This is a genomic window from Dethiosulfatarculus sandiegensis (assembly GCF_000931935.2).
GTDB classification, from domain to species: Bacteria; Desulfobacterota; Desulfarculia; order Desulfarculales; family Desulfarculaceae; genus Dethiosulfatarculus; species Dethiosulfatarculus sandiegensis.
In genome coordinates, this window is the sequence record NZ_AZAC01000032.1 from 65,599 (window position 1) to 77,943 (window position 12,345).

Consider the following 12,345-nt stretch of genomic DNA (forward strand, 5'->3'; position numbering starts at 1 on the left):
CCTATTTTCTCTGATTCTCAGCAAGATTGACCATAAATAGTCCTTCGTGATTACAGTCAAGAGCCTGAGCAATGTTCTTTATAATATTATACGCAATGGTACCTTGCCGCTCTCCATACGCTGCTAATATCTAATAATAATTACAAAAATGAAGATGTATGTTGGCTTGAGCTCTTCCAAGGCAAGGCAACCAAGACCCAGGTCAAAATTCTTCTTAAGGGTTTAGCCGTCTATACAGGACTCATCGCTGTGCTGGTTTGGGGATGCGCAAAGTCAGGATATTAAAACCTTGCATGGGTGTTTAGTGAAATAGTAAGGTTTAGTCGGAAGTCGTAGTTGGCCCGAAGTTTTACTTGCTCTTTTTATTTAAAACCAACAGTTAAAATCAGCAGAAGCTTAAAGGCCACCATTATACGTCCCCGGCCAAAGGAGTTATGCCCCAAATGAGCCAAGCCCCGAACTTTACAGAAGTTGATCCCGGCCTTCGGGTTCTTATGGGCCCCGGGCCCAGCGACGTATCGCCCAAGGTCTTAAGGGCCATGGCAGCCCCCTGCATAGGGCACCTGGACCCCTATTTTCTGACCAAAATGGATGAAACCCAGACCATGCTGCGCTATCTTTTTGAGACAGAACACGCTCTCACCATGCCTATCTCAGGCACGGGCAGCGCGGGTATGGAAACCTGCCTGGTTAATCTCATTGAACCCGGCGACAAGGTCATGGTCTGCGTTAACGGTGTATTTGGCGCCCGCATGGCGGATATTGTGGAAAGACTGGGGGGAGAGCTGATCAGGCTTGATTTCCCCTGGGGCAGGGCTGTGGCCCCGGAGACGGTTCTCAAGAAGGCCAAAAAGGCCGGTCCGGACCTGATATGTGTGGTTCATGCCGAGACCTCCACCGGCGCGGTCTCGTCCTTGTCCGACCTCTCTCAAGCGGCCGGAGAGGTGGGAGCGCTTTTTGTGGTGGATTGCGTCACCTCCCTGGGCGGCATGCCGGTTGGCATAGACGCAAATAAAGTGGATGCCGCCTATTCCGGCACCCAGAAATGCCTTTCCTGCCCGCCCGGGCTTTCCCCGGTCACCTTAAGCAGCCGGGCCCTTGATAAGCTTAACAGGCGTAAACAAAAGGTTGTAAGCTGGTACCTGGATTTAACCATGCTCGGCTCCTATTGGGGAGCGGAGCGTAAATACCACCACACAGCCCCCATCAACATGATTTTTGCCCTGCACCAGGCCCTGAGGGATATCTGCACAGAAGGTCTGGAGACCCGCTTTGAGCGTCACAGGCTGCACCACAAGGCCCTGGTGGCGGCCATGGAGGGCATGGGGCTTTCCATGGTGGTGCCGGAGAACGAAAGACTGCCCATGCTGAACACCGTCTACATCCCCCAAGGCGCGGATGACCTGGGAGTGAGAAAAGCCCTGTTGAATCAATACGGCATCGAGATAGGCGGAGGCCTTGGTGACCTGGCTGGCAAGGTTTGGCGGGTGGGGCTTATGGGCTCTTCCGCAAACCGGCGCAATCTAACCCTGTTTATTACTGCGCTCAAGAGCATTCTTGAACAGCAGGGAGTAAAAATAAAGCCGGGTGCCCTTGGAGCAATGAATAATATCTATGACCAATGAGTGTGAACCCGTCCTTGGCCTGTCGCGAAGAGCCTTGCTTAAAAAGGCTCCTCACGCAGCAAATCATCCAGGGGGACTGCATCTGATCAAAGAGTGCGAAGGGATTAACCGTCATGACCATAGAAGAAAAGTTTAGTTCAATGGGGCTTGAGCTCCCTGATCCGGGGAGCCCCATGGGCAACTACCTGCCTGTGGTGGTGGAAGACGATTGGCTCTACACCTCGGGAGCCTCGTGCATCAAAGACGGCAGGCTTATCTTCCAGGGCCAGGTGGGCCTGGACTTGACCATAGAACAGGGCTATGAAGCGGCCCGCCACACGGCCCTTTGCCTTTTGGCCAGGATCAAACAGGAGTTGGGGGACTTGGAGCGGTTAAAAAGGGTGGTAAAGGTCCTGGGCATGGTTAACTGCCCGCCGGGTTTTTTTGAACACCCCAGGGTGATCAACGGCGCATCGGATCTTTTGGTGGAGTTGTTTGGCCAGGCGGGCCGTCACGCCCGATCAGCCGTGGGCATGACCAGCCTGCCGGGAAACTGCCCGGTGGAGATCGAACTTATCGCCAAGATAAAAACCTGATACTTCTCAAAAACCTTGGCGGACCTTTTGATTGGCTTTAAGCGGCCCACGCGACCAGGCGCTCTGGTTTGGCCGCGTGGGCCGCTTTTCTCCATACGGTTCCCGTCAGTCTGTTCGCAGAATAATTGCAATTCCCGTTTTATTCCCGGGAACAGGGCGAACGGTGAGTCCCAGCACGTGGTTTTCCTTTTTATAGGAAATCACCTTGCCTGGCTCCAGGTCAAATTCAGTCAAAACCTGCCAGTTGTCATGCAATAACGCCTTGTGGAAAAAGACCTCAACCGCCTTTAAATCATCTTTTGTCTCCAACACCGCCTTACTCAAGCCCGGTTCCGTGGAGGCATCCACAACCACAACCCCCGGGTAAACCGGCACCAACTGGTCAAAGGCTTTGGGGATTTCCGGCGCGGCCCAGGCCGCTTGCACCAAAAAAATAAACAGAATAAGCGCCGCACTTAAATTCTTCATGTTCTTTTCCAATAACAGGTTTTAATTATTCCCAAACTTACTTTCCCCGTAAACCTATCAGCTAAAAAGTATTTAAAACAACTAATATTTGTGCTGCGTAAGGCAACCCTTAATTGCTATAATCTCCATCTACCATTCTAGTTATATGGAATATAAGGCTAAGGGAAGCTCTTTTATGCATATCTACGAAAAAATTCAGCAATACATAACAGATAGTAATGACGCCATCTATGGAGCCCTTGAGGAGCTGGTCCTTGTTCAAAGCGGCAGTCAAAACAAAAAGGGCGTGGACAAAGTCGCCAACCTGATGAGTGAGCGTTTGGGAGGCCTGGGGCTTTCAAGCACCATTCACCCCAACCTGAAAAGCGGTGACCTGGTCATAGCAAGCACTCAAAAGGCGGGTTCGGGAAAAAGCATCCTGCTTATTGGGCACATGGACACCGCTTTCCCGCCAGATACTGAGTTCACGGGCTATACCGAAGACACAGAAAAGGCCTATGGGCCCGGCGTGGTGGACATGAAAGGCGGCCTGGTCTCCGGAATCTTTGCCCTTGCCGCCCTGGAGCATCTGGACCTTTTAAAGGACATGCCCCTTATCTTTCTTTTGAATCCGGATGAAGAAGTGGGCTCTCCCAATTCCCTTCCCATTATCAAACGCCAGGCAGAGAAAGCCTTTGCGGCCTTTGTACTGGAGGCGGCCTGTCCCCAGGGGCAGGTGATAACCAGCCGAAACGGAAGACTCAGCTTTGAGCTGGTCTGTAAAGGGAAAAGCGGACATGCCGCCTACACCGGGCCGGATTGCGCCAGCGCCATACACGAACTGGTGCACCAGGTAAGCAGCCTTTACGAGCTGCACGATTTCTGTCCCGGATTAACCGTGAATGTGGGTCAGATAAAAGGCGGTGTTGGTCCCAATGTGGTGGCGGAATCCGCCCGGGCAGTGGTGGATGTGCGCATGGCCTCAGATCAGGATGGAGTTGCCTTTATGGCCAGGCTGGAACAACTCCTGGCGGAAAATATTATTCCCGGAGCTAAAACCGCCATTGAAAACCTCACCCGTATAGCGCCCATGGAGCCGAACAAGCTGAATGAGGCCTTGTATAGACTGGTTTCCGATCAGGGCAAGCTCCTGGGTCAGGAGGTGGGACAGGGTCACCGCCCCGACTGTTCCGATGCCAACACGCTGGCCCTGCACCGGGTGCCGGTGATCGACGGTATGGGGCCCATGGGCGGCGGCTTCCACAGTGATCGGGAATTCATGGTCAAGAAAAGCCTGCCGCAAAGGGCAGCGCTTCTGGCCCTTTCGCTTTGGGAATGTTGGCAAAGACGGCAAAAGGGCATTGATCTTGTCTGAAAAGCCATAAGTTTGAATCAAGCGGCTGCGGCCAATAGGCCCATAACGCTTACCCTGATTTTGACCCGCCATGCTCCCCGGGCCTCTCAAATGCTTGGCATTTGGGGGGCTTCCTTATGCCATATAAAACCCATTCTTTGATCGAGTGCGGGTTTTTACCGGACGCGTTTCTCCTTGCATAGACAATGCAGGTTTAGTAAAGTGAGCACGCTCATTAATTGAGCATGCTCACTAAAGTTTGACTTGGGAGTTGCAATGCCAAAAAATAATTCATTAATCAAGGCCTCTGCCGGAAGCAGAAGAAGCACTCAAAAAGAAAAGACCCGGATGTTAATTCTTGACAGCGCCCGCAATCTATTCAATAAATCAGGCTTTGATAAAACCTCGACCCGAGCGATCGCAAAAGATGCCGGGGTTGGAATCGGTACTGTATTCAGTCATTTCCCTAACAAACAATCACTTCTCATTGCAGCCCTCCTCGATGACCTATCCTCTACCCTTAAAAAGGCAACAGAAACATTGTCTGACGATGTTACCGTGTGTGACAAATTGATTCATATAGCAGGATATTTTTACTCGTATTATGCAAAAAAGCCTGATTTATCTCGAACTTATTTAAAGGAAATGTGGTTTGTAAAAGGTGAATGGGGCGGAGAGTTATTTGCGCAGGCCCATCAATTCTTATCCTTATTAAACAAAATATTCGAGGAGGCGATCCAAACAAATGAAATTCGCCCGGAAGCAGATACCATGCTTTGTGCCCGAGCTTTTTTTTCACATTACCTGAATGTACTTTTTGAAGGGCTTAGCGAAAAGGAATTTGACCAAGGCAAAATGACCGATGTGCTGCAATCTCTGGTTAATCAGTTAGTTGAGGGTATTGGGCCGCATAAAAATACTCAAGGAGCAAACACATGAAGCTTAAATATCTGCTTTCTTTCTTCAAAACAGCCAAGATACCCGGCCTTTTACCGATAATGATGGACTGGAAGGGAATGTTGAGGCTGCATTTTCTTTATTCCGCATTTGAATCCGGTCTGTTGGAAGCCTTAAAAGAACCTTGTTCAAGAAACGGCTTATTAGAAAAACTTGAGGTGAAAAGTCCGGATATTCTCGATGCATTACTGAAGGTTGGTGTATCAATTAAGGAATTGCAATACCAAAATGGATATTACAGCATTAAAGGGAAAAGGTCCTTAGCTTTGACAGGGGAACAAAATGACATTATCGCCGCTGTAGTTCAAGCTAATGTAACATATTACAATAATTCTTATCGATACGCAGCGGAAAGAATGCGCGGAGCCCCATTGGGTGACGACCTTGAAAGTGCAGGAGAAATAATCGCAAGATTCTCAAAACTGACAGACCCGGTGATGAAAAGTTTTCTTTCTGAAATTATTGACGGTCAAGATAATTTACGAGTTCTGGATATTGGATGTGGCTCAGGTCTCCTTTTAAAAACAATTGCAGGCCTCATTCCAAATGCAAGCGGCGTAGGTATTGATATTGATAAGGAAGTTGCAAATCAAGCCAGACAAAACATCAAGAATTGGGATTTAGAGAGTAAATTTGAAATCATGGAAGGTGACATTCTTTCTCTGCTTTCTAATATCGAACCGGTTAATTTAATCACACTAATGAATCTTGTCTACTACATACCCGTAGAGAGCCGAGTGTATTTCTTCAGCGCACTCGGATCCAGACTCTTACCTGAGGGTGGCCTTGCCATAGTGATGAATATGCAGGGTAAAGATTCCGATTCTGCGGCGGCAAACCTCAACATGGCCAACGCATCTCTTAAAGGTGTAACACCATTGCCTCATTCATCGGAGTTAAGGGATCAACTCCTTGAGAGCGGCTTTAAGGAGGTTAAGGTGAGAAAACTAATGCCGGGCAGCTCGTTTGTAGGCATTCACGCCCTTAACTTTTCAAAATCAGACGCAAACCATATTTGAGAGCTAACGAAGCGAGTAATTTGAATGCCTGAGCATGCCCAACCTTTTGTTTTGACTTTGGTTTCCCGTGGTAAAGGCATTTTGCAGGTGTTCTTGAAACCCGGTAACCTATAAATACTCAAACGGCCTTGACAAGGACGGCAAAATACCACAAACAAAACACTCTTTTTTTGAAAAAGCCAAAAAAAATCTGCCAAAGCCCCTCCTGGACTTTGCCAGATGCCAGTTGGCAAAAATGTAATTTTGCCAACTGGCTAGAATTACGCGCCTTAGAAAAAATACGATTCAGCGGGCCGTCATTCGGACTTTTTACCTTTTAGCTTAAAATTCCTCAAACCCATCCATATCTATATCACCAAAAAGATCATCATCTCCCTTGGCATTCGCAGGCTTGGATTGGGAAGCCTTAGCGGACGGACGGGCGCCTCCGGTCCTGTTCACCGGTTTTGACGCTGGACGGTTGGCGGCTGTTTTGGCGTTTTTCTTAAGAGGCCTATCCCGGGCAATGGACTCATCGACCCTGAAGCGCCCCATCTGGGCGGACAGCTCTTCAGCCGCGGCAGCCATCTCCTCGGAAGCGCTGGCCACCTCTTCAACCATGGCCGCATTGCTCTGTACGGCCTCATCCATCAAAGAAACCGCCTTGTTTACTTCGCCTATACCCTGAGCCTGTTCCTTTATGGAAGCGGTTATCTCCCCGGTAGTCTCTGCCACTGATTTTACGTTTTGAATAATTTCATTAAGCAGTTCACCACTTTGCTTGACCAGGTTGTTGCCCTGTTCCACCTTGCCCACGCTGTCCGTAATCAATTCCTGAATCTCCTTGGCCGCCTTGGCGCTGCGTCCGGCAAGATTGCGCACCTCCCCGGCCACCACGGCAAAGCCCCTTCCCGCCTCACCTGCTCTGGCCGCCTCTACGGCTGCATTCAGGGCCAGCAAATTAGTCTGGAAGGCAATCTCATTCACGACAGTGGTAATCTCGTTAATCTTATGGCTGGCGGTGTTCACCTCTTCCATTGCCGTTATGGTGGTCTTAACCACCTGGCCGCCTTTTTCCGCCATGTCGGCTGTCTTTTGAGCCAGAGCATTGGCCTGGTTGGCGTGTTCCGCTTCCTGGTTAACCGCGGAACTCATCTCTTCCATGGCGCTTGCTGTTTCTTCTATGGAAGAAGCCTGCTGCTGGATGCGCTCGCTTAAATTCTGATTACCCAGACTTATTTCATCGGTTGAGCGGCGCACTATGGAGGTGGACTCCTTGGCGCCTGCGATCAGGTCATGCAACTTTTGTACAAAACGGTTGAACTCACGGCAGAGTTTACCGACTTCGTCCTTGGTGGTCACCTCAAGTCTGGCCCTGAGATCCCCATCCCCTTCTGCAATATCCTTGACTAAAACCAAGGCCCTCAGCAAAGGAGCGGTGATGGTCTTGCTCATAAATACACTGGCCAGGATTGTAAGCACAAATATGCCAAGCACCACAGCTAAAATAGTGTAGGTTATCGCGGCTACTTGTTTTTTCACATCATCAACATAAATACCGGTGCCAACCAGCCAACCCCATTCCGGGACCAGTTTTACGTAACTCAATTTGGGCTGGGGGTTCTGCTCACCCGGCTTGGCGTAATAATAGTCAACAAACCCCGCGCCTTTTGATTTACCGACCCGGGCCATCTCCCAAAAAAACCTTTTGCCATTGGCATCGGTGGCGTCTGCCATGCTTTTGCCTTGCAAATCCTTATTTATCGGATGCATCAAAATAACCGCATCCAGATCGGTAACCCAGAAATAATTATCCCCCATATAGCGTATGGCGCCGATATCCGCAGCTGCCTCTGCCTGGGCCTCTTTTTGGGGCATGCGGCCGCTCTTGGCCTCTTCCGCATAGTGGGAAACAATGCTGACTGCAACCTCAACCAGGTTTCTAGTCTTTTCCTGTTTCTCTTTGAAAATTTGTTTTTCTATGGTGGGAATCACCCAGACATAGGTAAGGGCCATGAGCAAGGCTGCACCCAAGGCCAACACCATTATTTTAGAACGAACCGATAAATTTATTCCGCGACGCATAAGTTCCCTCAAATATTAATTTAAAAACGTGGTACTTAATATTTGAACACAATATACAGGCAAAGGTCAAAAAAAAGTCTCACTAGTGCATTAATTTAAAAACCTTCCTTTGCCTTTTCCGCAAAGCGGCAATTAAGTCGTATTATTCATTTCGGTCATGTTCTTTCATATTTTTCCAGTAGCCATGCGCAGCCCTGATCCAGGAAAGATTATCACTTATGTAATCAATGCCTTGTAAAAGCATATTATAGTAATCCAGAGGCCTTTTGACGCACAGATTCACTGCCCTGAAAAAAGCCTGTTCCATGGCTCCGGCCATGTTTGCGTAAAGAGGATTTTGTCTTCTGTATTGAATCTTATCCAAACCGTTTTTAGCAAAGACATCTCCCCATAGGCCATGAATCCCCTTAAAAGAAACATCTTCCCTGAATAAAATACCGGTTGTGTGATTGACTGAGTTCTTAGGCTTAAGCCAGGGGCAGATCCTGAAATCAAACCCCGGGTCCAGAATCTGGTCAACCAGGCCGCCGGTGGCCCGAGCCAAACCGACACAACCATTTTGATAAAACTCATTGGCCATACCAAAAGGCTCATAAAAGGAAGGCATCAAGCCAAAATGACAAGCCTGAATTATCTGGGGATATCCCCTCTCCATCCGGAAGGGTAAAACCAGCACGTTCTCAGGATGTTCATAGGCTAATTTTGTGAGAAACATCAGCTCTTCAAATCCCTGACCACCCGGCATGGGCAAGAATACAAATCCGGCCTCACCTTTTTTCCGCAAAAACCTTTCCACCGCCCAGGCGGCCAGATCATAGCCTTTTTGATTAAAATCAGCCCTGCCTGCCATCACCAGCCAGGGTAGCCCTTTGGTGTGACTGAAAAACACCTTTGGCTCACCCCAAACTGGATACTCAAGGTCGGGCTGGTGTTCGTTTACAGCCTTGATAAACTCAGACCGGTATTTTTGTTTCCATGCTTCCAAGCCTTGGAATTGATTCTGCCGCATTTCTTTAAGCAGGTCCCCGCCTATGGAAAGACTGGCAAAGGGACCGTTGTTCACCCCAACTAATCTGTCTTGCAGGGCCTTGGTCAAATGGGGCGCCATAACCTTACATTGCAGGGGATCGCCTTTGATATCCGCCGCAAAACCGTCAGAGACCGTAAAGACAGGATGCGCCACCTTGGAGAGGCCCTGGTCCAAAAGACTCACCCCCGAAAGGCCGGAAGGGTCGTAACCCGCCTCACGCAGATCTGAATTATCGGCCGAGGCGTCATAGGTATTGTGCAGGACCAGAAAAAAACGCCTGCCCTGCCTGGATGACCGGTTGGAAAGACAGGTGGAAATTGTTTGCCAGTCTTTAAGCATTACAAGCTGTTTTTCATGAGGCCGAATCTTATCTAAAAAGGAAAGCGCCATGCGGCCAAAAAGCAAAGAATCCCTGACCAGGTCTTTTTGGGCCAAGGCATAGGGATGGGGGCTGCCCCTGAAGTACTCCCCGCCCTCCGGCTTAAGAAAAAACCATTCAACACCTGAGGCTTCGTAAAGGTGCGCCGTGGCCTTTTTTTCCAGGTTCTGTGGGCTGTAAGGGTATGAAAATTCAACAAGCCGATTAAAATCTTTTATCTTGATCACCCGGTGGTGAAAGGGGCTCAACACAGTCACCGGTTTTTCGGAAGCTTTAGCCAAGGCTCGTGGCAGGTGCTTCATCACCGCGGCAATGCCTGCGCAGGGAGTATAAGGAGTTTCGTAGGAGAGAATATACAGACGGGTTTTTGGCTCCATGCCATTCTCCTTTTGACTTATCCAACTCGAAAAACATGCCATACACATTAAACACGGTCCGATGGTTCCACTTACCCCCTTTAAAAGCAAGCTTTTTCAGTGCCCCACCCTGGCCGGAATTATGCCCTTGCATATACCCCCCATATGTATATACTCATACCCAGTATAAGTAAGGAGGAACTCATGGCGCTGTGCGGTGATGATCACCAGAAATTAATCATGCGGATAAACCGGATCGAAGGTCAGATTCGCGGGCTCAAAAAAATGGTTGAACAGGACCAGGACTGTATGGATGTGCTGAAACAGGTGGCCGCGGTCAAAGGGGCAGTGCGCTCATTGGGCATGGTCATCTTGGAAGATCACATCAAAGGTTGTGTCTCCACTGCCATTGAGACCCATGACCATGAAGATGATCTCATAGGGCAAGTGTTAGACATCTTTAACAAATTCAGTTCATGAGGTGTTCAAGATGATAGGACGATTTGCCCAGCCAGGCCTCAAAAAAGAATTGTTTCAGAAAAAGGATTTCCAGGTTGCCCTGCTCGCAGGCCTTTTGGCTTTTGTCTCCTACGCCCTGCCCTGGTTCGGCATTGAGCAAAAATGGTTGCTTATAATTCCGGCCCTGGTCTCGGTTTCCCTTTGCGGCCTGCCGATAATCCTGGGCGCGCTTAAAGGGCTTTTGAAAGGCCGCATAAATGTGGACGAACTGGTCAGCCTGGCCATTATCGCGAGCCTTTGGCAAGGCGAATTCCTTACCGCCGCAGTGGTCGCCTTTATTATGACCATGGGCGGCCTCCTGGAGGAGGCTACCAGCGAATCAGCCCGCAACAGCATTAAATCCCTGATGAAAATTACTCCCCCCACCGCAGTGGTAAGGGAAAACGGCCGGGAAAAAACCATCAGTGCAGAAGACCTCAAGCCGGGGCAGACCATGATATTGCGGCCCGGTGACCGCATAGCCGCTGACGGAGAGATTAAAGAAGGGCTCACCATGGTGGATGAATCCTCCATGACAGGCGAAGCCATGCCGGTCCCCAAAAAACAAGGCGATTCCGTTATGGCCGGAACCCTGAACCATAACGGGGTCATAGAAGTGATAGTTAAACGGACCGGAGGCGATACAACACTGGCCAGGTTGATTGAGCTTGTAACCCGGGCAGAAGAGCACAAGCCCAGGGCAGCTCGCCTGGCCGACCGCTATGCTACTTGGTTCACACCGGTTATCCTGACAGCCGCGGGAATAACCTGGTGGGCTACCGGCTCCCTGGACCGGGCGGTTTCGGTCCTGATTGTGGGTTGCCCCTGCGCTCTTATTCTGGCCGCTCCCACCGCCACGGTGGCCGCCCTGGGCAGGGCGGCCAAGGAGGGCATACTTATTAAGGGCGGTCAACACCTGGAGAATGCGGCCAGGGTGTCCGCTGTATTCTTTGACAAAACCGGCACCCTTACCAAGGGTGAACCCAGGGTGGAAGATGTGGTCTGCACTCCCGGAATAAACAAAAATCTGCTCTTGGCCTGGGCTGCGGGAACGGAAAAAAATTCCAACCATCCCCTGGCCAAAGCCGTGCTAAAGGCCGCGTTTTACGCCCGGGTTGTGATTAAAAAGGCGGAGGGCTTCATGACCCAGGTCGGCCATGGAGTCCGGGCCACGATCGACGGTTCCTTAATTGAAATAACAGGCGTCACTCCCCAGGGAATAGGCGCCCTGCCCCTTGCAATGCAGGAATGCTGGCAAAAAGCGGCAGATAACGGAGCCACCTGCCTTTTGGTTTCCCAGGACAGCCAACCGGTGGGCATGCTCAAGGTATCCGACCAGATCAGGCCCGAAGCGAAAAAACTGGTGGCGTCTCTGGAAAAAATGGGCATCAACCAAATAGCGGTGGTTTCCGGGGATCAAAAAAGATCGGTCAATAGAATATGCCGGGAGGCGAATATTAAAACAGCCTTTAGCGCCATGACTCCCGAGGGAAAATTAAAGGCAATAAAAGACACACAGGATCAAGGAGTCAAGGTGATGTATGTTGGCGACGGCATCAACGATGCCCCTGCCCTGGCCAGTTCAGACCTGGGAATAGCCATGGCCGCCTGCGGGACAGACGCCGCTCTGGAGACGGCCGATATAGCACTTACTCATGACAACTTGGACGGCTTGCCCTTTTTGATCGGGCTCAGCAGGCGCACCCTGAAAATAATAAAATGGAATATTGTTTTTGCCTTGGCTTTTAACACCCTGGCAGTTCTGGCTTCCGGTTGGGGTGTTTTACCCCCCATAGCCGCAGCTTTAGTGCATAACATAGGTTCTTTGCTGGTTGTAATCACCTCCGCCTCCCTGGCCATGTACTCCGCAAACAACTGATCCATTTAGTGCAAATATGAACCGCTCAAATTATTGAGCGGTTCATTAGCTTGCTGACAAAGTCCTCCTGGACTTTGTCAGAGGCCACTTGGCAAAAACGCAGTTTTGCTAACTGGTTCGAATTACTAGTCTTAAGAAAGCCTGGTAGTGTCAATAATCTTT

Annotated in this window: 10 protein-coding genes; 7 read left to right on the forward strand and 3 right to left on the reverse strand. The window is 49.9% G+C overall.

The annotated features are described in order from the left end of the window. Nucleotides 1–443 precede the first annotated feature (443 nt). Nucleotides 444–1,625, forward strand: a complete 1,182-nt coding sequence (locus tag X474_RS17275; protein ID WP_197282167.1) for a pyridoxal-phosphate-dependent aminotransferase family protein — start codon at nucleotides 444–446, stop codon at nucleotides 1,623–1,625. Between the two features lie 113 nt (nucleotides 1,626–1,738). Then, on the forward strand, nucleotides 1,739–2,200 hold the full coding sequence (locus X474_RS17280; protein ID WP_044350667.1) for a RidA family protein: 462 nt from the start codon (nucleotides 1,739–1,741) through the stop codon (nucleotides 2,198–2,200). 105 nt (nucleotides 2,201–2,305) lie between these two features. Here X474_RS17280 and X474_RS17285 read toward each other — a convergent pair whose 3' ends face one another. Beyond that, on the reverse strand, nucleotides 2,306–2,668 hold the full coding sequence (locus X474_RS17285; RefSeq protein ID WP_044350669.1) for a hypothetical protein: 363 nt from the start codon (nucleotides 2,666–2,668) through the stop codon (nucleotides 2,306–2,308). 175 nt (nucleotides 2,669–2,843) lie between these two features. Between X474_RS17285 and X474_RS17290 the strand changes: the two genes are divergently transcribed. The 3 genes from X474_RS17290 (at nucleotide 2,844) to X474_RS17300 (ending at nucleotide 5,977) form a co-directional block, all read left to right on the forward strand. After that, entirely contained in the window at nucleotides 2,844–4,022 is a 1,179-nt protein-coding gene (locus X474_RS17290; protein ID WP_044350671.1) for a M20 family metallopeptidase, read from the forward strand. Nucleotides 4,023–4,277: 255 nt separating this feature from the next. Continuing rightward, nucleotides 4,278–4,940: a TetR/AcrR family transcriptional regulator gene (locus X474_RS17295; RefSeq protein ID WP_052515349.1), complete on the forward strand. Its 663-nt coding sequence runs from the start codon at nucleotides 4,278–4,280 to the stop codon at nucleotides 4,938–4,940. Next, the gene (locus X474_RS17300; protein ID WP_044350673.1) at nucleotides 4,937–5,977 is read left to right on the forward strand and encodes a class I SAM-dependent methyltransferase; all 1,041 of its coding nucleotides are present in this window, start codon (nucleotides 4,937–4,939) and stop codon (nucleotides 5,975–5,977) included. Before X474_RS17295 ends, X474_RS17300 begins: the two co-directional genes overlap by 4 nt. Before the next feature lie 321 nt (nucleotides 5,978–6,298). Here the strand turns inward: X474_RS17300 and X474_RS17305 are convergent, their stop codons facing one another. Next, nucleotides 6,299–8,041 carry a methyl-accepting chemotaxis protein gene (locus tag X474_RS17305; RefSeq protein WP_052515350.1) on the reverse strand — a complete coding sequence of 581 codons (1,743 nt, stop codon included), beginning with the start codon at nucleotides 8,039–8,041 and terminating at the stop codon, nucleotides 6,299–6,301. 142 nt (nucleotides 8,042–8,183) lie between these two features. Continuing rightward, entirely contained in the window at nucleotides 8,184–9,827 is a 1,644-nt protein-coding gene (locus X474_RS17310; protein WP_044350675.1) for a glycogen/starch synthase, read from the reverse strand. A 183-nt stretch (nucleotides 9,828–10,010) separates the two neighbouring features. On the opposite strand from X474_RS17310, the gene X474_RS17315 reads away from it, so the two are divergent. Together X474_RS17315 and X474_RS17320 are read left to right on the forward strand one after the other, a co-directional pair. Then, a complete protein-coding gene (locus X474_RS17315) occupies nucleotides 10,011–10,286 on the forward strand; it encodes a metal-sensitive transcriptional regulator (protein ID WP_044350677.1) in 276 nt (91 codons plus the stop codon). A 10-nt stretch (nucleotides 10,287–10,296) separates the two neighbouring features. Then, nucleotides 10,297–12,183 (forward strand): heavy metal translocating P-type ATPase, encoded by a 1,887-nt coding sequence (locus tag X474_RS17320; protein WP_044350679.1) that lies wholly within the window; start codon nucleotides 10,297–10,299, stop codon nucleotides 12,181–12,183. The last annotated feature ends 162 nt before the right edge of the window (nucleotides 12,184–12,345 follow it).

Coding starts and splice junctions, on each gene's coding strand:
- X474_RS17275 (WP_197282167.1), top strand. CDS start 444: ATGAGCCAAGCCCCGAACTTTACAGAAGTTGATCCCGGCCTTCGGGTT.
- X474_RS17280 (WP_044350667.1), top strand. CDS start 1,739: ATGACCATAGAAGAAAAGTTTAGTTCAATGGGGCTTGAGCTCCCTGAT.
- X474_RS17285 (WP_044350669.1), bottom strand. CDS start 2,668: ATGAAGAATTTAAGTGCGGCGCTTATTCTGTTTATTTTTTTGGTGCAA.
- X474_RS17290 (WP_044350671.1), top strand. CDS start 2,844: ATGCATATCTACGAAAAAATTCAGCAATACATAACAGATAGTAATGAC.
- X474_RS17295 (WP_052515349.1), top strand. CDS start 4,278: ATGCCAAAAAATAATTCATTAATCAAGGCCTCTGCCGGAAGCAGAAGA.
- X474_RS17300 (WP_044350673.1), top strand. CDS start 4,937: ATGAAGCTTAAATATCTGCTTTCTTTCTTCAAAACAGCCAAGATACCC.
- X474_RS17305 (WP_052515350.1), bottom strand. CDS start 8,041: ATGCGTCGCGGAATAAATTTATCGGTTCGTTCTAAAATAATGGTGTTG.
- X474_RS17310 (WP_044350675.1), bottom strand. CDS start 9,827: ATGGAGCCAAAAACCCGTCTGTATATTCTCTCCTACGAAACTCCTTAT.
- X474_RS17315 (WP_044350677.1), top strand. CDS start 10,011: ATGGCGCTGTGCGGTGATGATCACCAGAAATTAATCATGCGGATAAAC.
- X474_RS17320 (WP_044350679.1), top strand. CDS start 10,297: ATGATAGGACGATTTGCCCAGCCAGGCCTCAAAAAAGAATTGTTTCAG.